General features: G+C 72.8%; 26 protein-coding genes. 16 read left to right on the plus strand and 10 right to left on the minus strand.

Annotated elements, in window-relative coordinates; genetic code table 11:
- Window positions 1–67: 67 nt before the first annotated feature.
- The 5 genes from OG738_RS25445 to OG738_RS25465 all read right to left on the minus strand — a co-directional run bounded on the left by OG738_RS25445 (window position 68) and on the right by OG738_RS25465 (window position 3,400).
- Complete coding sequence (locus tag OG738_RS25445; RefSeq protein WP_329044628.1) at window positions 68–1,450, minus strand: sensor histidine kinase; 1,383 nt, start codon at window positions 1,448–1,450, stop codon at window positions 68–70.
- Complete coding sequence (locus tag OG738_RS25450; protein WP_329044629.1) at window positions 1,447–2,133, minus strand: response regulator transcription factor; 687 nt, start codon at window positions 2,131–2,133, stop codon at window positions 1,447–1,449. Before OG738_RS25450 ends, OG738_RS25445 begins: the two co-directional genes overlap by 4 nt.
- A 45-nt stretch (window positions 2,134–2,178) precedes the next feature.
- A complete protein-coding gene (locus OG738_RS25455) occupies window positions 2,179–2,367 on the minus strand; it encodes a hypothetical protein (protein WP_329044630.1) in 189 nt (62 codons plus the stop codon).
- Entirely contained in the window at window positions 2,364–2,783 is a 420-nt protein-coding gene (locus OG738_RS25460) for a hypothetical protein (protein WP_329044631.1), read from the minus strand. Before OG738_RS25460 ends, OG738_RS25455 begins: the two co-directional genes overlap by 4 nt.
- Before the next feature lie 68 nt (window positions 2,784–2,851).
- Window positions 2,852–3,400, minus strand: a complete 549-nt coding sequence (locus tag OG738_RS25465) for a TetR/AcrR family transcriptional regulator (protein ID WP_329044632.1) — start codon at window positions 3,398–3,400, stop codon at window positions 2,852–2,854.
- 23 nt (window positions 3,401–3,423) lie between these two features.
- Here OG738_RS25465 and OG738_RS25470 point away from each other — a divergent pair, with 23 nt between their 5' ends.
- The 3 genes from OG738_RS25470 to OG738_RS25480 all read left to right on the plus strand — a co-directional run bounded on the left by OG738_RS25470 (window position 3,424) and on the right by OG738_RS25480 (window position 4,917).
- The gene (locus tag OG738_RS25470; RefSeq protein ID WP_329044633.1) at window positions 3,424–3,864 is read left to right on the plus strand and encodes an SRPBCC family protein; all 441 of its coding nucleotides are present in this window, start codon (window positions 3,424–3,426) and stop codon (window positions 3,862–3,864) included.
- 66 nt (window positions 3,865–3,930) lie between these two features.
- Complete coding sequence (locus OG738_RS25475) at window positions 3,931–4,506, plus strand: TetR/AcrR family transcriptional regulator (protein WP_329056832.1); 576 nt, start codon at window positions 3,931–3,933, stop codon at window positions 4,504–4,506.
- Window positions 4,507–4,545: 39 nt separating this feature from the next.
- The gene (locus OG738_RS25480) at window positions 4,546–4,917 is read left to right on the plus strand and encodes a winged helix-turn-helix transcriptional regulator (protein WP_329044634.1); all 372 of its coding nucleotides are present in this window, start codon (window positions 4,546–4,548) and stop codon (window positions 4,915–4,917) included.
- Window positions 4,918–5,126: 209 nt separating this feature from the next.
- Here the strand turns inward: OG738_RS25480 and OG738_RS25485 are convergent, their stop codons facing one another.
- A complete protein-coding gene (locus OG738_RS25485) occupies window positions 5,127–5,261 on the minus strand; it encodes a hypothetical protein (protein WP_329044635.1) in 135 nt (44 codons plus the stop codon).
- Window positions 5,262–5,327: 66 nt separating this feature from the next.
- On the opposite strand from OG738_RS25485, the gene OG738_RS25490 reads away from it, so the two are divergent.
- From OG738_RS25490 to OG738_RS25500, 3 genes are all read left to right on the plus strand, one after another.
- Complete coding sequence (locus tag OG738_RS25490) at window positions 5,328–6,092, plus strand: isocitrate lyase/PEP mutase family protein (protein WP_329044637.1); 765 nt, start codon at window positions 5,328–5,330, stop codon at window positions 6,090–6,092.
- 31 nt (window positions 6,093–6,123) lie between these two features.
- A complete protein-coding gene (locus OG738_RS25495) occupies window positions 6,124–7,122 on the plus strand; it encodes an aminotransferase class V-fold PLP-dependent enzyme (RefSeq protein WP_329044639.1) in 999 nt (332 codons plus the stop codon).
- A gap of 112 nt (window positions 7,123–7,234) precedes the next feature.
- Window positions 7,235–7,831 (plus strand): hypothetical protein, encoded by a 597-nt coding sequence (locus OG738_RS25500; protein WP_329056833.1) that lies wholly within the window; start codon window positions 7,235–7,237, stop codon window positions 7,829–7,831.
- 39 nt (window positions 7,832–7,870) lie between these two features.
- Here the strand turns inward: OG738_RS25500 and OG738_RS25505 are convergent, their stop codons facing one another.
- Window positions 7,871–8,803 carry a ferritin-like domain-containing protein gene (locus tag OG738_RS25505; RefSeq protein WP_329044640.1) on the minus strand — a complete coding sequence of 311 codons (933 nt, stop codon included), beginning with the start codon at window positions 8,801–8,803 and terminating at the stop codon, window positions 7,871–7,873.
- A gap of 123 nt (window positions 8,804–8,926) precedes the next feature.
- On the opposite strand from OG738_RS25505, the gene rimP reads away from it, so the two are divergent.
- The 7 genes from rimP (at window position 8,927) to OG738_RS25540 (ending at window position 15,660) form a co-directional block, all read left to right on the plus strand.
- Window positions 8,927–9,460 carry a ribosome maturation factor RimP gene (rimP, locus tag OG738_RS25510; RefSeq protein WP_329044641.1) on the plus strand — a complete coding sequence of 178 codons (534 nt, stop codon included), beginning with the start codon at window positions 8,927–8,929 and terminating at the stop codon, window positions 9,458–9,460.
- Window positions 9,457–10,503: a transcription termination factor NusA gene (gene nusA, locus OG738_RS25515; RefSeq protein ID WP_329044642.1), complete on the plus strand. Its 1,047-nt coding sequence runs from the start codon at window positions 9,457–9,459 to the stop codon at window positions 10,501–10,503. Before rimP ends, nusA begins: the two co-directional genes overlap by 4 nt.
- A gap of 77 nt (window positions 10,504–10,580) precedes the next feature.
- Entirely contained in the window at window positions 10,581–10,898 is a 318-nt protein-coding gene (locus tag OG738_RS25520) for a YlxR family protein (RefSeq protein ID WP_329044643.1), read from the plus strand.
- Between the two features lie 78 nt (window positions 10,899–10,976).
- Window positions 10,977–13,982 carry a translation initiation factor IF-2 gene (gene infB / locus OG738_RS25525; RefSeq protein WP_329056834.1) on the plus strand — a complete coding sequence of 1,002 codons (3,006 nt, stop codon included), beginning with the start codon at window positions 10,977–10,979 and terminating at the stop codon, window positions 13,980–13,982.
- A 70-nt stretch (window positions 13,983–14,052) separates the two neighbouring features.
- Entirely contained in the window at window positions 14,053–14,346 is a 294-nt protein-coding gene (locus tag OG738_RS25530; protein WP_155545954.1) for a DUF503 domain-containing protein, read from the plus strand.
- Window positions 14,347–14,355: 9 nt separating this feature from the next.
- Window positions 14,356–14,832 carry a 30S ribosome-binding factor RbfA gene (gene rbfA, locus OG738_RS25535; RefSeq protein ID WP_329044646.1) on the plus strand — a complete coding sequence of 159 codons (477 nt, stop codon included), beginning with the start codon at window positions 14,356–14,358 and terminating at the stop codon, window positions 14,830–14,832.
- 3 nt (window positions 14,833–14,835) lie between these two features.
- Window positions 14,836–15,660, plus strand: coding sequence for an alpha/beta hydrolase (locus tag OG738_RS25540; RefSeq protein WP_329044648.1), 825 nt, complete (start codon window positions 14,836–14,838; stop codon window positions 15,658–15,660).
- On the opposite strand, the gene OG738_RS25545 is transcribed toward OG738_RS25540, so the two are convergent.
- Window positions 15,652–16,275 carry a class I SAM-dependent methyltransferase gene (locus OG738_RS25545; protein ID WP_329044650.1) on the minus strand — a complete coding sequence of 208 codons (624 nt, stop codon included), beginning with the start codon at window positions 16,273–16,275 and terminating at the stop codon, window positions 15,652–15,654. The two genes, OG738_RS25540 and OG738_RS25545, sit on opposite strands and share 9 nt — an antisense overlap.
- Entirely contained in the window at window positions 16,272–16,814 is a 543-nt protein-coding gene (locus tag OG738_RS25550) for a TetR/AcrR family transcriptional regulator (RefSeq protein WP_329044651.1), read from the minus strand. Before OG738_RS25550 ends, OG738_RS25545 begins: the two co-directional genes overlap by 4 nt.
- 173 nt (window positions 16,815–16,987) lie before the next feature.
- Between OG738_RS25550 and OG738_RS25555 the strand changes: the two genes are divergently transcribed.
- Both OG738_RS25555 and OG738_RS25560 read left to right on the plus strand, forming a co-directional pair.
- Window positions 16,988–17,215, plus strand: a complete 228-nt coding sequence (locus tag OG738_RS25555) for a hypothetical protein (protein WP_329044652.1) — start codon at window positions 16,988–16,990, stop codon at window positions 17,213–17,215.
- 19 nt (window positions 17,216–17,234) lie between these two features.
- Entirely contained in the window at window positions 17,235–18,383 is a 1,149-nt protein-coding gene (locus OG738_RS25560; RefSeq protein ID WP_329044653.1) for an SPFH domain-containing protein, read from the plus strand.
- 27 nt (window positions 18,384–18,410) lie between these two features.
- Here the strand turns inward: OG738_RS25560 and OG738_RS25565 are convergent, their stop codons facing one another.
- Entirely contained in the window at window positions 18,411–19,442 is a 1,032-nt protein-coding gene (locus OG738_RS25565) for a TRM11 family SAM-dependent methyltransferase (RefSeq protein WP_329044654.1), read from the minus strand.
- A 25-nt stretch (window positions 19,443–19,467) separates the two neighbouring features.
- On the opposite strand from OG738_RS25565, the gene OG738_RS25570 reads away from it, so the two are divergent.
- The gene (locus tag OG738_RS25570) at window positions 19,468–20,457 is read left to right on the plus strand and encodes a DHH family phosphoesterase (RefSeq protein WP_329044655.1); all 990 of its coding nucleotides are present in this window, start codon (window positions 19,468–19,470) and stop codon (window positions 20,455–20,457) included.
- Window positions 20,458–20,467: the final 10 nt, after the last annotated feature.

Here is a 20,467-nt window from a genome sequence, read left to right on the forward strand (position 1 = left end):
CGTGACTGGAAGGGCATCTCGCGTGATTGGAGGGGCATCTCGCGTGACTGAGGGGGTGACACGGTGGTCAGCCGAGGGGGAGGGGGACCGTCGCGTCGGAGGGGGCCAGGGGGAACGTGATCGTGAACGCCGCGCCGCCCTCGGGGGCCGGGCCGGCCGTCAGTGTTCCGCCCATCCGGGTGACCAGGCCGTGGACCAGGGCCAGGCCGATGCCCGACCCGACCGGACGGCGGTCGCGGTACCTCGCGTTCAGCACCCCGCGTTCGAACGCCACTGGATAGTCCTCCGGCGCCAGACCGGGCCCGCCGTCCCGCACCGACAACGAAGCCCCCGAAGCGGACACCGACAGTGAAAACACCATCGGCGCCCCGCCCGGTGTGACGCGCAGCGCGTTCTCCGCGAGCCCGTCGACGACCTGACGCAGCCGTCGCGCGTCCGCCAGGACCGGGACCGGGGACGAAGGTGCCGAAACGGATAGCCGCACGTCCTCTCGCGCGCACCGCAGCTGCCAGACCTCGGCGCAGTCGCGCAGCAGCGCCCCCAGATCGAGCGTCGTGACGTCGAGGCGGAACTCGTCGGCCCCCAGCCGGGCCAGCTCCAGCAGGTCGGTGACCAGCCGTTCCAGTCGCAGTGCCTCCCGCTGGATCGTCTCCCCGGCCCGGACCGCGTCGGGACCTGAGGCGACGCCGTCCGCGATGGCCTCGGCGAACCCCGTCACCGCGGTCAGCGGCGTCCGCAGCTCGTGCGACACCGAGAGCAGGAAGTCCCGCTGCCGCGCTTCGCTCACCGCCAGCGCGTCGGCCAGCGAGTTCAGCGAGCCGGCCACCTCCGCCACCTCGCGCGGCCCCTCCACCGGCACCCGGACGTCCCGCCGTCCCGCCCGCAGCGATCCCGCGGCCGCGGCGGCCCGGCGCAGGGGACGGCCCAGCAGCCGGCCCGAGACGAACCCGGCCACCGCCGCCACCAGCAGCCCGATGCCCAGCGCCAGTGCGATGCTGCGCACCAGCGCGCGCTGGGTCGCTTCCGCGTTGCGCGCCGGCTGCACCAGGGCGAACGCCGCCCCGCGCGTGCCGACCACCCGCGTCTCGACGAGGTACTGCGTGCCGCCGACCGTGGCGTGCCCGGAGTGGTTCGCGCCCAGCCCGAGCTTGCCGGCGGCCTGCACGGCGACCGCGTCCCCGACCGCCTGCCCGCCCGCGCGCCGGACCACCACGGAGATGCCCTGCCCGCGCACGACGTCGGCGACCTTGCCGACGCCGAGCCGGTTCCCGATGCCGGTTTCGTCCAGCTGTGACGCGACGACGTCGGCCTGCGCCGCCAGCGACGACTGCAGCACGTTGTCGGCCGTGGTCCGGATCAGCCGGGCCCCGACGAGCCCCGCCACGATCACCGCCACGCCCGCGACGGCGAGGCACACCAGCGTGATCCGCCCGGCCAGCGTCCCTCTCATGCCGGATCCGCCGCGTAGCCGATGCCGCGCACCGTCCGGATCGGACTCGACGCGCCGAGCTTCGCCCGCAGCTGCGCCACGTGGACGTCGACCGTCCGCGTGCCCGCCGCCGCGGCGTAGCCCCAGACGGCGCTCAGCAGCTGGTCGCGCGAAAGCACCTGCCCCGGGTGCCGGAGCAGGTGCGCGAGGAGGTCGAACTCGGTGGACGTCAGGGAGATCTCCGTCTCGCCCGCCCAGGCCCGTCGGCTCGTGAGGTCGACGCGCGCGCCGCCGACGGTCACCACCGAGGCGGCCGGCGTCGCCCCCGACGCGCGGCGCAGCACCGTCCGGACGCGCGCCGCCAGCTCGCGCGGGCTGAACGGCTTGGTCAGGTAGTCGTCCGCGCCGATCTCCAGGCCCAGCAGGCGGTCCAGCTCGTCGTCGCGGGCGGTGACGAACAGCACCGGCGTCCAGTCGCCCGCCGCGCGCAGCGCCTTGCAGATCTCGATACCGTCCATTCCGGACAGTCCGATGTCGAGCACGACCGCCACCGGCTTGAGCCGCTTGACCGCGTCCAGCGCCCGGCCGCCGTCGGCCTCGACGTGCACGCCGAAGCCGTCGCGCTTGAGGTAGAGCGCCGCCAGTTCGGCGATCGCGGCCTCGTCCTCGACCACGAGGACGAGGCCGCGCCCCGGTGACCCCATGCCTGCTCCCGTCTCCGCCGTCACGGACGGGGAAACGCTAGCCGGTCAGGGCGAGCCATCGCTGTTCATGTCGGACTCGACGCCGTTGAGGGTCGACTCGATCCCGCTCAGCTCGGACGACGCCGGGGACGAACCGGAGTCCGGCGACCCCACCAGGTTGTCGCGGCAGGCGGAGCAGCCGAGCGCGATGAGCGCGGCGGCCCCGACCGCTGCCGCGATCCGCGCGCCCCTCATTTCGTCGGCGCCGGGGCGGCGGGCTTGCAGTGCGCGGCCGCGAAGGCGTCGAGCTTCTGCTTCGCCGCGTTCAGCTCGCCGATCCGGCCCTGCCGCTTGGTGGCCCGCTCGTCGAGCTTGGTGGCGCGGTCGTTGTGCCCGGCGGCGCGCTGGTCCTGGGCGCGGGCCTTCAGGTTGGCGACCGAGCCGGCCACCTCCGGGCCCCCGTTGATCCGCTTCTCCAGGTTGTCGGCCTTCTTCTGCAGCTTCGGCACCCAGTCGGAGCAGACCTGCTGCGACTCCTCGGGGCTGAGCGTGATCGGCGCGACCGGCGCCGGCGACGTCGTCTGGGCCGAGGCCAGCGGCGCCGCCACCAGCAGGCAGGCCGCGCTCCCGCAGCCCGCCAGCGCCAGCCGCGTCCAGGTGGTTCCTCGCATCGTGTCTCCTCGTATCCGTTCGGGGGTACGGGAGAACTTTCGCGGGCCGGTGTTCGGAGGGTGTCCGCCTAATGTTCGGGCTGTGTAAGGCCGGCTTCCACCATCGCCAGGAACCGGTCCATCGCGGCGTTCACGGCGTCGCGGTCGCCGGTCGTGACGAGGTCGAGCAGCAGCCCGCGCGTGACGGCGAGGCCGAGCCGGGCGTGCGCGGGCCGGTCGGCTTCCGGGACGCCGCGTTCCGCCAGCAGCGCTTCGATCGGGCCCAGCCAGCCGTCGATGACGCCGTCGAGGAACTCGGTGGTCCCCGGCGTGCCGCCGAGGGCCTGGCCGTAGAGCTGGAAGAAGAGCTTTTCGTTGGCGCGCAGGTCGTCCGCGGTGAGCCGCCGCCAGAACTCCGCCGGGTCGAGGCCGGCCAGCGCCGCCCGCTGCCGGGCCTCGACCTCCCGGGCCACCGCCGTGAGCAGGCCTTCCTTGGAGCCGAAGTGGTAAATCAGCATGCGGTGGCTGGTGCCGAGGTCGGCCGCCAGCGCGCGCAGGCTCTTGCTCGCGCCGCCGTGGTGGGCGATGTCGTCGATCGCCGCGTCGAGGAGCCTGGAGCGCGGGCTTGCGTCGATCATGTACCAGATGGTACACGTACCAAATGGTACAGAGAATCTCGGTCCGCGGGGTGACGTCCGCGGACGCCGATACCGTGTACGCGCTGCTGCGGGACGGCGCGAGCTGGCCCCGCTGGTCGCCGCTGGGGTCGTTCGAGCTGGTCCGCGCAGGCGAAGGCGAGCCCGAGGGGCTCGGCGCGCTCCGGCTGTTCCGGACCGGCGGCATCCGCTCGTACGAGGAGATCGTCGCGCTGGAGCCCGGCCGCCGGTTCGGCTACGCGCTGGACCACGGCCTGCCGCTGCGGGACTACGTCGCCTACGTCGACCTGTCCCCGGCCGACGGCGGCACGGAGATCCACTGGCACTCGACGTTCACGGCGAAGATCCCCGGCACCGGCTGGCTCTACCGCCGGTTCCTCACTCGCTTCATCGGGCAGGTGGTCGCCGGGCTGGTCGACGCGGCCGGGGTGCGCGCGGCCCCATAAAGTGGGCGCATGTCAGCGCCACGACGGGGACGGACCGGCCGCACCCAGGAGGAACGCAGTGCGGCGATGCGCGTCCGGCTGCTCGACGCGACGATCGACTGCCTCGTCGAGTACGGCTACGCGGGCACGACGACCACGCGGGTGGCCGACCGCGCCGGCGTCACGCGCGGCGCGCAGGTGCACCACTTCCCGACGAAGGCCGACCTGGTGACGTCGGCGGTCCGGCACCTGGCCCGGAAGCGCACCGAAGTCGCGATGGCCGAGCTCGACCGGCTCCGCGCGGCCGGCGACCCGGTCGGCGACGCGCTGCAGCTGATGTGGGAGATGCACCAGGGGCCGGTGTTCTCGGCGACGGTCGAGCTGTGGGTCGCCTCCCGCACCGACCCCGAGCTGCGTGGCCAGATGGCGGCGGTCGAGCCGATCGCGACGTCCAGCCTCGTCGAGTTCGGCAAGGCCCTGCTGCCGGAGCACGCGGGGCACCACGAGTTCCTGCACGCGGTGTACACGGCGATGGACGTGGTGTGCGGCATCCTCGTCGCGAGCTGGGCGACGCGCGACCAGGAGGAGTTGGAGGCCCGCTGGGAACGCGGCCGCCGTCACCTGCGCCTGTTGTTCACCACGTTGCTGGCCGCCACCGCCTGAACGGCGTGTTACTCTCCCGGGGAAAGTGAGGAGTGCGCTGTGCTGTCGAACCCGTACGACCGCAACTGCCCGACCCGCCAGCTGCTGGACCGCATCGGCGACCAGTGGACGGTGCTGATCGTCGGCGCCCTCAAGGACGGCCCGCTGCGGTTCACCGAGATCGGGCACCGGGTGGACGGGATCTCCCAGAAGGTCCTGACGCAGACGCTGCGCAGCCTGGTCCGCGACGGCATCCTGACCCGCACCGCGTACGCGGTGATCCCGCCGAAGGTGGAGTACGAGCTGACCACGCTGGGACGCAACCTGTCCGAGCCGCTGGAGATGCTGGACCAGTGGGCGCGGCGGCACATGACGGCGGTCCAGGAAGCACGGGACGCCTACGACGCGGAGCACACCCCCGCGTCGGCCTAGCGCTGGACAGCCGGCTCCCGCGGGGGCAAGACGCTTCCCGGGACGGGACACTCGTCGGCGTGCTCGCCGAGACCGTGCCCGCGCCGGGCCTGGGCACTCGTCCTGATCACCGCGCTGGTGGCGACGCCGTCCTTCGCCGGGCCGGCCACCGGCACCCGCAGCCTCCTGACCGGCGCCGACGTCCCCGGCACCCTGGTCCACGAAGGCGGCTACGCGGTGGTGAGCCTGCTGACCGTCGCCGGCGTCGTCCGCATCGGGATCACCGGCGCGGAATCCGGCTTCACCCAGCCGAGGAACGCGCCGCCGCTCGCGGGCGTCCTGACCGCGCCTGGGCGGTGTGGCACGCCGCGCCCTTGCTGGGGGCGTGAGTTCGGCGGCCGCCGAAGCGTCGGGCGCCTAGGTTCGAAGCCATGGACGAATTCCGCGCGCTCCACCGCCCCGGCGCCCCGCTGCTGCTGCCCAACGCCTGGGAGTTCGGCGTCGGCGCTTTCCTCGCCGCGCAAGGCTTCCGTGCCCTCGGCACCACCAGCCTCGGCGTGTCCGCCGCGGCCGGTGAGCCCGACGGTGCCCCCGCCACCCGGGACGCCACCGTCGCCCTCGCCCGGCGCCTCGCGCGGCTGGACGTCCTCGTCAGCGTCGACATCACCGACGGCTTCAGCGCCGATCCGGCCGCCGTCGCCGATCTCGCCGCGGAACTCGCCGACGCCGGTGCCGTCGGCGTCAACCTCGAAGACGGCCGTGCCGACGGCGAACTGGCCCCGATCGAGCGTCAGAAAGCGCTGGTCGAGGCCGTGAAGGACCGCGCGCCGGGCCTGTTCCTCAACGCCCGCACCGACACGCACTGGGCCGGCGACCGCTCCGTCGAAAGCGCCGAAACGCGGGCGAGAGCCTACGCGGACGCGGGCGCCGACGGCGTCTTCGTGCCCGGCCTGGCCGAACCCGCGGACGTCGAACGGATCGTCAAGATCGGGCTTCCGGTCAACCTGCTGTTCCTGCCCGGCAAGGTCACCTTCGCCGGTCTCGCGGAGCTGGGCGTCGCGCGGGTCAGCCTGGGCTCGCTGCCGTACCGCATGGCGTTGCGGGCGGCGGCCGACACGGCGTCGGCGATCCGTGACGGCGGGGAGCTACCGCTGCGCCCGCCGAGCTACGCCGACGTCGTCGCGCTGCTGCCGTAACCGGGTTGCCCGGTCTGCCAGCCTGAAGACCATGACCGACTTCGCCGTCCCACCCGGCTACCTCAACACGCCCAGCATCGGCATCCCGCCGGCCCCGGTGGCCGCCGCGGTGGCGGAGTCGGTCGAACGATGGCGCACCGGCGCGACCCGGCCCGGGGAGTTCGACCAGTACGTCGACCGGTCGCGCGCCGGGTTCGCCCGCCTGCTCGGCGTCGAACCCGGGCGGGTCGCGATCGGCGCGTCGGTCTCGCAGCTCGTCGCGAACGTCGCCGCCGCGCTGCCCGCCGGCACCCGCGTGCTCGCCGCCGAAGGGGATTTCACCAGCGTGACCTTCCCGTTCGCGGCCCAGGACGCCGTGGTGACCGAGGTGCCCCTGGAGGTGCTGCCGGAGCGGGTCGAGGGCCACGACGTCGTCGCGGTGAGCGTCGTGCAGTCCGCCGACGGCCGGATCGTGGACCTCCCCGCGCTGCGAGCCGCCGCCGAAGCCGCCGGGGCGGCGGTGCTGCTCGACGCCACCCAGGCCGTGGGCTGGCTGCCCCTGGACGTCGCCTGGGCGGACTGGGTGGTCGCGGCCGGCTACAAGTGGCTGCTCTCCCCGCGTGGCTGCGCGTGGCTCGCCGTGCGGCCGGACGCGCACGAGCGCACCCGGCCGGTCGCGGCGAACTGGTACGCGGGGGAGGACCCGTGGGCCACGGTCTACGGCCTGCCGCTGCGCCTGGCCGGCGATGCCCGCGCGTTCGACCTCTCGCCGGTCTGGCTGGCCCAGGTCGGCGCGGCCGCCGCGCTGGAGTACCTCGTCGGCCTCGACCTCGCGCAGGTCGCGGCGCACAACACCGGCCTCGCCGACCAGCTGCTCGAGAAGCTCGGACGGCCGCCGCGCGGCACCGCGATCGTCGCGCTGGACGCCGACCCGGAGCGGGTCGCGGCGGCCGGGATCGTCTCGAGCGTCCGCGGCGGCCGGGTGCGCGTCGGCTTCCACCTCTACAACACCGCTGACGACGTCGAACGCGTCTTACGCGCATTCGAGTGAACGCCGCCGGGACGGTGAACTACCGTATGGCCTCGTGGTTGGTGCGCATTTCACCCCAGGCCCGTCCGACACGGCCCCGCTGGGCGCGGTGCCCCCGCAGCCCCGGCCGCCCGTGCCGGGACCGCCGGCGCGCGACACCCGGTCCCTGCTGCTCAGGGGCGCCGGGCTGGTCGCGATCGCCGTTGTGTCCGGGCTGCTGTGGTTCCTGATCCGGCACGACTCGACGCCGGCCGAGCCCGTCGCGCAGCCGCCGGCCCAGAACACCGGGCAGTACCAGTTCACGCAGGTCGCCGGGCCGGCGAAGTCCACGGACTGCGCCGCGAAGTCCTACGGCAAGACGCACGACTTCTTCGTGGACAACGCCTGCCAGTCGCTGGTGCGCGCGCTGTACACGACAGAGTCGGGCGGGGCGAAGGCGCTGGTGTCGGTGGTGCTGGTCGGGATGCCGGACTCGACGAAGGCGAAGGCGCTCAAGACGCTCACCGAGCAGGACGGCACCGGCAACGTCACGGACCTGGTGAAGGACAAGACGTTCGCCGGCACCGGCACGCCGAGCGTGAGCGGCACGAACGCGGCGTACGCGTCGAAGGTGGACGGTACGAACACGACGATCGTGCTGGCCGACTTCTACGGCAAGCACTCGGACAAGACGCTGCTCGACAAGATCGCGAAAGACGCGCTGCGGCTGTCCGCCGACCTGCCCGGCTGACCCGGTCGCGCGCGGGCACGCCGCGCACGACCGGGACGCTCAGCCCGCCTGGCCGGGCAGGGCGATGGCCACCGGCTTCTCGCCCGCCTCGGCCCGCCACGGCGTCCCGCGCCGCGAAGCCGCCACCAGCGCGTGCAGTGCCGTCGTCCGCAGCGCCGCGTCGTCTGTGTGGTTCACCACCGCGAGCCACGCGTTCGCGCAGTCGGCCTCGGCCGTCGCGACCACCAGGGACGCCGACTTCGCGTCCGTCACCGGCTTCTTCGGCACGTACGCCGCTTCGGGCGCGACCGGTGTCGCGCCGGAGGCGGACAGCATCGTCTGCAGCACGTCGCGGCGGACGGCGTGCTCCGCCGCGCCCGCCTTCTCGCCGTCGGCGAAGTCGGCCGGCAGGAACGCGCTGACCAGGCCGTACACCCACACGGCGGCGTGCTCGGCGGCGAGCGCGGTCTGCAGCGGGTCCACCACCTCGGCGGCCACCGCGCCGCCGGGGGCGGTCAGTGGCGGGGCGTCGTCGCCGGGGCCCAGCGCCGGGGCGGTGCGCTGCAGGGCCGCGCAGCCCGCGGCCACCGCGGCGACCAGCCCGGCGCGGTAGCGCGGCAGCCCGCCGACGAGGTCCTCGGCCTGCTTGCGCGCGGCCGCCAGCCGCTCCTTGAAGCCGCCCAGTGCGGCCGGGGCCGGGGGTGTCGGGGACGCCGCCGGCTTCGGCCGGTTCAGGCGGTCCACTTCGGACTTCAGCGCGGCGGCGTGGGCCGCGCGCGCGTCGGCGAGCTGGCCGGCGACGTCGGCGTTCTCGCCCTTGGCCAGCGCCCGCGCGGCGGCGGCGTCGGCCTCGGCGGCGGCCAGCAGCGGCTGCAGCGGGTCGGGGCTCTCGTCGTAGCCGGGCCCGCACGCGGCGAGGGGGACGGCCAGCGCGGCCAGTGCCCCCGCGCGAAGGGCGGCACGACGGGTCAGGTCGGTCGGTCTTCCGGTCACGTCGGCCCATCCTGCCAGGCCCCGGGGCGGCCCCGCCGCTCGCGCGGGGTGACGGGGCGACCGGATAAGCTGGTCCACCACCGCACCGAAGACGGACACCGCGCGAACCAAGGAGAGCCCCACGTGCCAGGAGAACTCGCCAGCCGGCTTCAGCCGATAGTGGCCGAAGCCGTCACCGCCGCGGGTTTCGACCTCGACTCGTTCGAGGTGCAGCAGGCCGGTCGGCGGCAGCTGGTCAAGGTCGTCGTCGACGCCGACGACGGTGTCGGGCTGGACGAGGTCGCCGAGGTCAGCCGCAAGGTCTCGGCGGCGCTCGACGAAAACGAGCACGTGCTCGCGAGCGCGTACACGCTGGAAGTCACCTCGCCGGGCCTCGACCGCCCGCTCACCCAGCCGAGGCACTGGCGGCGCGCGCGGTTCCGCCTGGTGAAGATCACCCCGGCCGAGGGCCCGGCCTTCGTCGGCCGGGTCGGCCACGCGGGCGAGGACGCCGCCCGCGTCCTCGACGGCGGCAAGGTCCGCGACGTCCGCTACGCCGACGTGGCGAAGGCGGTCGTGGAGATCGAGTTCAAGCAGCCGCCCGCCGAGGACCTGAAACTGCTCGAAGACGACGCGTCCGGCATGATCGCGGCCGAGACGGAGAAGGGGTCGAAGTGAACGTCGACATCGCCGCGCTGCGGGCGATCGAACGGGACAAGGACATCCCCTTCGAAACGGTGATCGAGGCCATCGAGACGGCCCTCCTCACCGCGTACAAGCACACCGAGGGCCACCAGTCGCACGCCCGCATCGACATCGACCGCAAGACCGGCCTGGTGCGCGTGCTCGCGCACACGCTGACCCACGACGGCCAGGTCGACGAGGAGTGGGACGACACCCCCGAGGGCTTCGGCCGGATCGCCGCGACCACCGCGCGCCAGGTCATCCTGCAGCGGCTGCGCGACGCGGAGCACGAAAAGACGTTCGGCGAGTTCTCCACCAAGGAGGGCGAGATCGTCGCCGGCGTGATCCAGCGCGACGCCCGCGCCAACGCCCGCGGCATGGTCGTGGTCCAGGTGGGGGACACCGAGGGCGTGCTGCCCTCGGCCGAGCAGGTGCCGGGGGAGTCCTACGAGCACGGCAGCCGGATCAAGGCCTACGTGGTCACCGTGTCCCGCGGCAACCGCGGCCCGCAGATCACGCTGTCGCGCACGCACCCGAACCTGGTGCGCAAGCTCTTCGCGCTCGAGGTGCCCGAGATCGCCGACGGCACGGTGGAGATCGCCGCCGTCGCGCGGGAGGCCGGGCACCGCACGAAGATCGCGGTCAAGTCGACCGTGCCGGGCGTCAACGCCAAGGGCGCGTGCATCGGCCCGGTCGGGGCCCGGGTGCGCAACGTGATGAGCGAGCTGGCCGGCGAGAAGATCGACATCATCGACTTCTCGGAGGACCCGGCCCGGTTCGTCGGGAATGCGCTGTCGCCCGCGAAGGTTGTCTCGGTACGAGTCGTGGACGAGCGGGCGAAGACCGCCCGCGTCGTGGTGCCGGACTTCCAGCTCTCGCTGGCGATCGGCAAGGAGGGCCAGAACGCCCGCCTCGCCGCCCGCCTGACCGGCTGGCGGATCGACATCCGCAGCGACGCCGCACCGGTGGACGACGAGGGTGATCAAGACCACGCCCGTCCATCGCGGCCCGCCGCGACAACCGGTTCGGCTGAGTGAAGGTCGAAGCGCTAGACTCAGGAGTGGTTCAACGCCCGCGGCGGGTAGCCGAGCACCAGCCCCACCGGAATCCTCCGGTGCGGACTTGTGTCGGCTGCAAGCGGCGGGCATTGATCGGTGAGCTGCTGCGCGTGGTCGCGGTGGCCGGGCGGGTGGTCGTCGACGAACGTCGGCGGCTGCCGGGCCGGGGGGCTTGGCTGCACCCCGACCCGGACTGCCTGGCCAAGGCCGAACGGCGGCGAGCCTTCCCGAGAGCCTTGCGGGCTCCCGGGGCGCTCGACGCCCGCGAGGTCCGCGAGCACGTCGGGCGCACCACCCCGCACCACGAAGCCGGGACGTCCCCGGGTTCGCGAGGAATCAAGGAAGCAGGTCGACCCGTCATGAGTCAGCCGTGAAGCTGAAGCCATGAGCGTCAGACAATAAGGACGAGGTCAGCGGGTCCCCCGCCTGGCCTCCCCTAGATGAGGAGAGTTGTGCCAGGCAAGGCCCGCGTACACGAGCTCGCGAAGGAGCTCGGCATCACCAGCAAGGACGTTCTCGCCAAGTTGAAGGAACAGGGCGAGTTCGTGAAGTCCGCGTCGTCCACGGTCGAGGCGCCCGTCGCCCGCCGTCTCCGCGACGCGTACGCCCCCAAGGGCGCCAAGAAGCCCGCACCGACCCCCGGCCCGTCGGCCCGTCCCGGACCGCCGGCCGCCAAGCCCGCCGCCCCGAAGCCCCCCGCGCCCGCTCAGCAGGCACCGGCGGCCCAGGCGGCACCCGCCCCGGCCGCTTCGGCCCCGGCGGCACCCCAGCAGCAGGCGCCCGCGGCGTCGAAGCCGGCCTCCCCGGGGCAGCGCCCCGGTCCCGGTCCGCGGCCCGGCCCGCGTCAGCAGCCGGCGGCGCCCGCACCCGAGCAGCAGGTCCCGGCGGCGAAAGCCGACGCTCCCGCCGCACCCAAGCAGGACACCCCGGCCGCGCCCGCCGCGGGCAGCACCGGTTCGGTCGTCCCGCCGAAGCCGCAGGGCCCCAAGCCCGGCGGCCCCAAGCCCGGCCCGCGCACCCCGCGCGTCGGCAACAACCCGTTCGGCGTCGGTTCCGGCGCTCCGCCGCGTCCGCAGGGCCAGCGTCCCGGCGGTGGCGGTCAGGGTGGCGACAGCCGCCCGCCGCGTCCCGGTGGCGGCGGCGGTGACCGTCCGGCCCCGCGGCCCGGTGGTGGCGCCGGCGGCAACCGGCCGAGCCCGGGCAACATGCCCCCGCGGCCGAACCCCGGCATGATGCCGGGCCGCACGCAGCGTCCCGCCGGTCCCGGTGGCGGCGCCCGCGGTGGTCCCGGCGGCGGTGCCCGTGGTGGTCCCGGTGGCGGCGCTCGTGGCGGCCCCGGTGGCGGTGGCGGCGGCGGTTTCCGCGGCGGTCCCGGTGGCGGTGGCGGTGGCGGTGGCTTCCGCGGCGGCCCCGGTGGCGGCGGCGGTGGCGCCGGCGGCGGTTTCCGCCCGGGTGGCGGCACCGGTGCCCCGGCGGGTGGCGGCGGTTTCCGCGGCGGCGGCGGTGGCCGTGGCGGCCCCGGTGGCCGTGGCGGCACGGCGGGTGCCTTCGGGCGTCCCGGTGGTCCCTCGCGCAAGGGCCGCAAGTCGAAGCGGCAGAAGCGCCAGGAGTACATGGACAACATGCAGGCGCCCAGCGTCGGCGGCGTCCGCCTGCCCAAGGGGCAGGGCGAGACGATCCGGCTGCCGCGGGGTGCTTCGCTGACCGACTTCGCCGAGAAGATCGACGCCAACCCGGCTTCGCTGGTGCAGGTGCTCTTCCACCTCGGCGAGATGGTCACCGCGACGCAGTCCGTGTCGGACGACATCCTCGAGCTGCTCGGCGGCGAAATGAACTACAACGTTCAGGTCGTCAGCCCCGAGGAGGAGGACCGCGAGCTGCTGGAGACCTTCGACATCACCTACGGCGACGACGCCGGTGGCGAAGAAGATCTGCAGGTCCGCCCGCCGGTCGTGACCATCATGGGTCACGTCGACCACGGTAAGACCCGGCTGCTCGACACGATCCGGAAGACGAAGGTCCGCGAGAGCGAGGCCGGCGGCATCACGCAGCACATCGGTGCGTACCAGATCGAGACCGAGCTCGACGGCAACCCGCGGCTCATCACCTTCATCGACACCCCGGGTCACGAGGCGTTCACCGCCATGCGTGCCCGTGGTGCCAACTCGACCGACATCGCGGTGATCGTGGTGGCGGCCGACGACGGCGTGATGCCGCAGACGGTCGAGGCGATCAACCACGCGCAGGCCGCCAAGGCGCCGATCGTGGTCGCGATCAACAAGATCGACAAGGAAGGCGCGAACCCGGACAAGATCCGGCAGCAGCTGACCGAGTACGGCCTGGTCGCCGAGGAGTACGGCGGCGACACGATGTTCGTCGAGATCTCCGCGCGGGAGAACATCAACATCGACGGCCTGCTGGAAGCGATCCTGCTGACCGCCGACGCCGCACTGGACCTCCGGGCCAACCCGGACATGGAGGCCCAGGGCGTCGCGATCGAGGCACACCTCGACCGCGGCCGCGGCCCGGTGGCCACCGTCCTGGTCCAGCGCGGCACGCTGCGCGTCGGTGACTCGGTCGTGGCGGGTGACGCCTACGGCCGCGTCCGCCGGATGGTCGACGAGCACAACGTCGACGTGACCGAGGCGCTGCCGTCGCGGCCTGTCCAGGTCATCGGGTTCACCTCGGTGCCGGGTGCGGGCGACACCTTCCTGGTGGTCGACGAGGACCGCGTCGCCCGGCAGATCGCCGAGCGCCGCTCCGCTCGTACGCGCAACGCGCTCAACGCGTCGCGGCGCAAGCGGGTCAGCCTCGAGGACCTCGACTCCGCCTTGAAGGAGACGAACAGCCTCAACCTGATCATCAAGGGTGACAACTCGGGTACCGTCGAGGCCCTCGAAGCCTCGCTGCTCCAGCTGGACGTCGGCGACGAGGTCGAGCTGAACGTGGTCCACCGCGGTGTCGGTGGCGTGACCGAGTCGGACATCGACCTGGCGACCGCGTCCGACGCGATCGTCCTCGGGTTCAACGTCCGGGCCCAGGGCAAGGCGACCGAGCGGGCCACCCGCGAGGGCGTCGACGTCCGGTACTACACGGTCATCTACCAGGCGATCGACGAGATCGAGCAGGCCCTCAAGGGCATGCTTAAGCCGGAGTACGAAGAGGTCGAGCTGGGCCGCGCGGAGGTCCGCGAGGTCTTCAAGTCCTCCAAGATCGGCACGATCGCGGGTTGCCTGGTCATGTCCGGCGAGATCCGGCGCAACGCCCGGGCGCGTCTGCTCCGCGACGGCACCGTCGTCGCGGAGAACCTGCCGATCAGCTCGCTGCGGCGGTTCAAGGACGACGTGGTCGAGGTCCGCGAAGGCTACGAGTGCGGTCTGACGCTCGGTTCGTACGGCGACATCAAGGTCGACGACGTGATCGAGACGTACGAGCAGCGCGAGAAGCCGCGAGCGTAAGGACGATCGACACCGGGTGTGCGTTCTCGCGCACACCCGGTGTCTCCCTACTACACCACCAAAATTGCTTATGTTCGTCGGAGCCCTCGAGCTCGACATCCTGCTCGGCGACGTCCATTCGCTGAAGCAGAAGCGATCTGTGGTCCGTCCGGTGCTGGCCGAGGTGCGCAAGCGCTTCGCCGTGTCGGTGGCCGAAGCCGGGCACACCGACCTGCACCGCCGGACCCTCATCGGGGTGGCCGTGGTCGCCGAAGGTGGCGAGCACGTGCGGGACGTGCTCGACTCGTGTGAGCGGTACGTGGCGAGCCGGCCGGAGTTCGAGCTGCTCACCGCACGCCGCCGGCTGCTCGGTCCTGAAGACTAGGAGAAAGACATGGCTGATCCTGCTCGGGCTCGCAAGCTCGCCAAGCGGATCTCGCAGATCGTGGCGTCCGCGATCGAGCACGAGGTCAAGGACACTCGGCTGGACTACGTGACCATCACGGACACGAAGGTCACCGGCGACCTGCACGACGCCACGGTGTACTACACGGTGCTCGGCGAGAAGCTGGACTCCGTTCCGGACTTCGCCGGTGCTGCCGCCGCGCTCGAATCGGCGCGGGGGATGCTCCGCACGAAGGTCGGCCAGGGCACCGGTGTCCGCTACACGCCGACGCTGACGTTCGTCGCGGACACCATCCCCGAGGAGTCGAAGCGGATCGAGGACCTCCTCGCCAAGGCCCGCGAGGCCGACGCGGAAGTTGCGCGCCGCTCGGCGGGCGCCCAGCACGCGGGCGAACCCGACCCGTACAAGGCGCCGCGCGAAGACGCCGAAGACGACGAGTTCGCGGAGGAGGAGAGCCGGGGCTGACCCGTGCTCTCCCGCCGCGGCCTGCTCGCCGGCAGCGCACTCGCGCTGCTGGCGGGCTGCTCGTCGTCCCCTTCCGCTCCGGCGCCGGGCCCACCTGCCGTCCCGGAGCCGACTCGTCCGTCGGCGCTGAGCGAACCGGTGACCGTCCAGCGCATGCACTCGGCCGCCCGCGGCACGGACGTCGACCTGGTCCTGATCACCCCGGAAGGCGTCTCGGCATCGGGACTGCCGGTCTGCCTGGCCCTGCACGGGCGGGGAGCGCGTGCCCGGACGTTCCTCGACCTGGGCGTCCCTGCGGCGTTGACGCAGGCCGTGCGCGCGGGCGTCCCGCCGTTCGCGGTGGCCGCGCTCGACGGCGACCACTACTGGGTCGACGTCGGTGGTGACGACGACCCGCAGCGCATGCTCACCGAGGAAGTCCCGGGCTGGCTGCAGAGGCGCGACCTGCGTCCGGCGTCGGCGGTGTTCGGCATTTCCATGGGCGGCTTCGGCGCCTTACGCTTCGCCCGCGCCCACCCGGACCTGAAGGCGGTCGCCACGGCGAGCGCGGCGCTGTTCGTCAGCTGGCCGGATGCCCGGTCTCGTAAGGTGTTCGCGGACGAGGACAACTGGCGAGCGGAAGAACCGTTGCTGCACACGGGAGAGCTGCGCCCGGCGAACCTCGGCATCTGGTGCGGCGAGTCGGATCCGTTCCTGGGCGCGGATCAGAAGCTGGTGAAGGCCGTGAATCCGGCCGTGGCCGCGGTTTCGCCGGGCAAGCACGAGGACGCCTACTGGCGCGGCGTGCTGCCGGACGTCCTGAAGTTCGTGGGACAGCGGCTAAGCTGACGCGCGCGCGAACAGGATCGCTTGCGAGACCGCGCTTTCCGGGTTGAGCGCCCACTCCGCCTCGATCGTGAACCCGGCCGCCCGCACCCGCTTCGCCAGCCACCACGGCTGTCGCAAGTGGACGTGGACCCGCATCGGGTGCCCGCCGTAGCCTTCGGTCTTCAGCCGGGTGCCCACGCCGACGTGGTAGCCGATCACCAGCAGCCCACCCGGTCGCAGCACACGCCGGAAGTGCCCGAGCGCCACCGGGACGTCGTCGTCCGGGACGTGGATCAGTGACCAGAACGCCAGCACCCCCGCCACGGACGCGTCGGGCAGCGCCAGGTCCGTCATCGAGCCGACGTCGAATCGCAGCTCCGGATGGGCCTGCCGGGCCAGGTCGACCATCGCGGGCGAAAGGTCGATGCCGGACGCGTTGACGCCCAGCGAAGCCAGGTACGCCGTGAAGTGCCCCGGGCCGCAGCCGACGTCCACCGCCGGTCCGTCGACCTCCGACGCGAACAACGTCAGCGCCGCCCGCATGTGCGGGTGCTTCTCGAGAGCGCCGGAAACGAACTCGGCGTAGCTCGAAGCCACCGTGTCGTAGGAGTCGCGGGTGTCCGCGAGCCAGGTCATCGCGCACGCAGCCCGTCGAGGACCATGCCGAGCGCGCGCCGCCAGTCCGGGATCGCCGTCGCCGCGGCGAACACGATCGCCAGGTCTTCGCCGCGGAAGTCCGGCCGCAACGACCCGGCTTCCTGGGCGCGCGCGATGATCCGGTTCATCCGGGAAGCGTTGGCGTGCTTGGCTTTCTCCAGGCCGGACGCAGGGTCGAACGCCCGCGAGCACACCTCCGTGAAACCGCGGTCGGTGACCTGCATCAGGACCGACCGTTCGAGGAAGTGCACGAAACCCGCCCAGGGATCGTCGTACGCGAGAGCTTCTTCGGTGACCGCCTCGGCTTCTTCGAGCGTCGGCAGGAACGCCGCTTCGACGAGGTCGGCCCGCGTCGGGAACCGGTTGTACAGCGTGCCGATCGCGACCTCGGCGCGCCGCGCGATCTCGTCGAGCGGGGCGTCGACGCCCTTGGCGCCGAACACCTCCCGCGCGGCCGCGACCAGCGCCTCCCGGTTGCGCCGGGCGTCCGCGCGCAGGGGGCGTTGCTCGAGCGTCACGCGCCGGAGTATAGCCAAGCGGACGCCCGTCTCAGGTTCCTCACGCGCCCGCGGCCCGCCGGGTTGCCTCCTGATCGGAACCTCACAGTGCCTGCCGCCCGCGGCCGCCGGGAGCACAATGGGAAGAGCGGGGCTCACCCGCACCGAGGCGGCCACCGAGGGAGGTCGGCACCATGCACTCCGACCTCTCCCCGGCGGGCCGGACCGGAGTCCTCCTGGTCGGGACCCGCGGGCAGCGGGGACCCGGTGAGGTACTGATCAGGATCAGGGGCGGCCTGGAAACCTTCCTTGCCTGGTCCGACACGGAGCTGCCGAAGGGCACGACCGTCCTGGTCGTGGACACCCGGGGTCGGCGCACGGTCGACGTCGTGGCGTGGGACGTCTCGGAACCCACTATCTAGTGTGCGAAGAAGGACAGCCATGTTCGGGTATCGCGTTCCCGCGCCCAACGAGGCGATGCTGATCTCGGGGGGCAAGCACAGCAGCGGCGCGTCGCCGTTCCGGGTCGTCACCGGCCACGGCGCGTTCGTCATGCCGGTCTTCCGGAAAGTCCGGTTCCTGACGCTTTCCATGAACGAAGCCGAAGTGACCGAAGTGTGCGTCACGAAACAGGCGATCGCCCTGACCGTGCGGGCGGTGATCGCGTTCAAGGTCGGCAACGACACCGAGAGCATCGTCAACGCCGGCCAGCGCTTCCTCTCCGACCAGGACCAGATGTCCGTGCTGACCGGCCGGATCTTCGCCGGCCACCTGCGCTCGATCATCGGGTCGATGACGGTCGAGGAGATCATCACCGAGCGGCAGAAGCTGGCGACCGAGGTGCTGGACGGCTCCGCGGTCGAGATGGCCAAGATCGGCCTCACCGTCGACGCGCTGCAGATCCAGTCGATCGACGACATGAAGCTCGGCTACATCGCGGCGATGGCCGCGCCGCACAACGCCGCGATCCAGCGGGACGCCCAGATCGCCCAGGCGGTCGCGAACCAGACCGCCGCCGAGGCCGAGCAGAAGTCGCAGCGGACGCAGGCGGAGTACGCGCGGCAGACGTCGATCGTGCAGGCGCAGTACCGCGCCGAGGTCGAGGCGGCCCAGGCCGAAGCCGCTCAGGCCGGCCCGCTCGCGCAGGCGAAGGCCCAGCAGGAGGTCATCGACGCGCGCACCGAGCTGGCGCAGCGCGAGGCCGAGCTGCGCCAGCAGCAGCTGGTCGCCGAGGTGATCAAGCCGGCCGACGCGGAGGCCGAGCGGATCCGCATCCTGGCGCTGGCCGACGCGGAGAAGATGCGCGTGCAGGCGGAGGCGGCCGCGTCGAACAACCGGGTCGCGCTCGACCGGATGCTCATCGACCAGCTGCCGCAGATCGTCAAGGAAGCCGGGCGCGGGCTGGCCGGGGCCAACGTCAACATCCTCAACGGCGCCGATGGCCTGGGCGAGATGGCCGCGGGGCTCGTCGGCCAGGGACTGTCCATCTTGGACTCGGTGAAGCGTGGCCTGACCACGCCGCCGCCGGCTCCCACCGGGGCGCCGGAGGAGAACGGGCAGGCGCCGGTGAAGGGTGAGCTCACCCAGTAGCGCTTTGTCGACTCAGGCTCTATCGACTCAAGACGTGGGCTTCACCGCGACGACCAGGTCACGCAGGATGGCCTGGTCGACCCGGTGGCCGAACTCCGCCCACGGCCCGCCTTCGCGGACGTCGAGCCCGGCTTTCCGCAGCACCTCGACGAGTTCTTCGCGCGGCAGCACGGTGGTGTTCCACGAGATGCCGAGCGCGCCGCCCGGGCGCAGCACGCGCGTCCACACCGGGACGGCCGCCGCGAGGAGGTCGCGTGGGCTGCGCTGCAGGCCGGCTTCGCGGTGGCTGCCGTGCTGGACGCCGTACGGCGCGTCGGTGACGATCACGTCGCACGAGTTCGCCCGCAGCACCTCGTCGGTGGTCAGCGTGTCGGCCTGGAAGTAGGTGAGCTTGCGGGTGTCGCCGGTTTTGTAGTCTTCCTTGTTCAGCGCGTACTCGATGTCGAGCCGGCGCCCGAGCCGGACCTTGTTGCGGCGCAGCTGTCCCGAGTCGGCGGTGTGCTTGACGCGCTTGTTCCGCAGCCACGTCTTGATGAACGCTTCGTAGGCCTCGAAGTCCTTGGCGTCGACGTCCAGGCCGGTGGCGTGCAGGCCGTACATGATCGCCTGGTTGAGCGTGGTGCCGCGGCCGCACAGCGGGTCGAGCAGGTACTTCGGCCGGTCGGAGAACGGGTCCGCCGCCGCCAGCAGCGTCACGTTCAGCAGCAGCTTCGTGAACGACTCGTTGGTCTTGCCGGCGTACTTCTGGATGGTCAGCAGGTCCGAGTCGGCCTTCGCCAGCGGCGTCACGGTGACCGGGCGCAGGACGCCGTCACCCAGCTCGAACAGCGCGTACAGCGACGACAGGTTCGACAGCAGCGCGAGGTCGCGCTCGCCCAGGGCCGCCGAGCTGGTGAAGCGCACGTAGCCGACGCCGCCGAGCTCGACCTCCTCGATCCCGGACAGCTCGGCCGACAGCGTCGTGCCGAAGATCGCCAGCTCGGCGCGCAGCAGCGCGGGGGAGGAGGCGGCGTAGACCCGGTTGGCGGACGGGTGGACCAGGATCACGTACTCAGGCATCCCGCAGAGCGTAGCGTGACGCACCGTGACCCCTACTTTGGCGCAGGACATCCGGGACGCGGCGGCGCTGCTCGCGTCGGCGACCGACGTGACGGTGCTCGGCCACGTCCGCCCCGACGCGGACGCCCTGGGCAGCGCGCTCGCCCTCGGCCGGGCGTTGCACCAGCGCGGCGCGAAGGTGCGTGTCTCCTTCGGCGAGCCCGACGAGGCGCCCGAGACGCTGCGGTGGCTCGACGAGGACGGCCTGCTCACCCACCCGGACGACCTGCCCGACACCGAGGCGCTGCTGGTCTGCGTCGACACGCCGGTGCCGAAGCGGCTGGGCCGGCTCGCCGGGCGGGTCGAGCTCGCCGGCTCGGTGCTGGTGATCGACCACCACGCGACCAACGCGTGCTACGGCGGCTGCAACGTCGTCGACGAGTCCGCCGAGGCCAGCGCGATCCTGGTGTTCCGGATCCTGGACGCGATGGGCGTCGAGCTGGACGAGCCGATCGCCCGCGGGATCTACGCGGGCATCGTCACCGACACGAGCGGGTTCCGGCGGGCGAGTCCCGAGACGCACCGGATGGCGGCGCGGCTGCTGGAGGCGGGCGTCGACGCCGAGCTGGTGGTGCGGCGGATCGTCGACGAGCGGCCGTTCACGTGGCTGCCGATGCTGTCGTCGGTGCTGCGCGAGGCGCAGCTGGAGCCGGAAGCCGCGCAGGGCAAGGGATTCGTGCACGCGGTGGTCCGGGTGGACGCGGCGCGGACGGTGCGCGCCGAGGAGGTCGAGTCGGTGATCGACGTCGTCCGCTCGGTGCGCGAGGCGGCCGTCGCGGCGGTGCTCAAACAGGACCTGGGCAACCCCGCGCAGTGGCAGATCTCCTTGCGCAGCATCGGGATCGACGTCTCGGCGGTGGCGGCGGAGTTCGGCGGCGGCGGGCACCGGCAGGCCGCGGGCTGCACGGTCGCGGGCACCGCGGAGGAGGTCCTGGCCGGTCTGCGGGCGGCGCTGGAGCGCGCGCCGCTGCTCTAGGCTGAGCCGG

It is taken from the genome of Amycolatopsis sp. NBC_01488, from assembly GCF_036227105.1.
Classification (GTDB): domain Bacteria; phylum Actinomycetota; class Actinomycetes; order Mycobacteriales; family Pseudonocardiaceae; genus Amycolatopsis.

Coding starts and splice junctions, on each gene's coding strand:
- OG738_RS25445 (WP_329044628.1), bottom strand. CDS start 1,450: ATGAGAGGGACGCTGGCCGGGCGGATCACGCTGGTGTGCCTCGCCGTC.
- OG738_RS25450 (WP_329044629.1), bottom strand. CDS start 2,133: ATGGGGTCACCGGGGCGCGGCCTCGTCCTCGTGGTCGAGGACGAGGCC.
- OG738_RS25455 (WP_329044630.1), bottom strand. CDS start 2,367: ATGAGGGGCGCGCGGATCGCGGCAGCGGTCGGGGCCGCCGCGCTCATC.
- OG738_RS25460 (WP_329044631.1), bottom strand. CDS start 2,783: ATGCGAGGAACCACCTGGACGCGGCTGGCGCTGGCGGGCTGCGGGAGC.
- OG738_RS25465 (WP_329044632.1), bottom strand. CDS start 3,400: ATGATCGACGCAAGCCCGCGCTCCAGGCTCCTCGACGCGGCGATCGAC.
- OG738_RS25470 (WP_329044633.1), top strand. CDS start 3,424: ATGGTACAGAGAATCTCGGTCCGCGGGGTGACGTCCGCGGACGCCGAT.
- OG738_RS25475 (WP_329056832.1), top strand. CDS start 3,931: ATGCGCGTCCGGCTGCTCGACGCGACGATCGACTGCCTCGTCGAGTAC.
- OG738_RS25490 (WP_329044637.1), top strand. CDS start 5,328: ATGGACGAATTCCGCGCGCTCCACCGCCCCGGCGCCCCGCTGCTGCTG.
- OG738_RS25495 (WP_329044639.1), top strand. CDS start 6,124: ATGACCGACTTCGCCGTCCCACCCGGCTACCTCAACACGCCCAGCATC.
- OG738_RS25530 (WP_155545954.1), top strand. CDS start 14,053: ATGTTCGTCGGAGCCCTCGAGCTCGACATCCTGCTCGGCGACGTCCAT.
- rbfA (WP_329044646.1), top strand. CDS start 14,356: ATGGCTGATCCTGCTCGGGCTCGCAAGCTCGCCAAGCGGATCTCGCAG.
- OG738_RS25545 (WP_329044650.1), bottom strand. CDS start 16,275: ATGACCTGGCTCGCGGACACCCGCGACTCCTACGACACGGTGGCTTCG.
- OG738_RS25555 (WP_329044652.1), top strand. CDS start 16,988: ATGCACTCCGACCTCTCCCCGGCGGGCCGGACCGGAGTCCTCCTGGTC.
- OG738_RS25560 (WP_329044653.1), top strand. CDS start 17,235: ATGTTCGGGTATCGCGTTCCCGCGCCCAACGAGGCGATGCTGATCTCG.
- OG738_RS25565 (WP_329044654.1), bottom strand. CDS start 19,442: ATGCCTGAGTACGTGATCCTGGTCCACCCGTCCGCCAACCGGGTCTAC.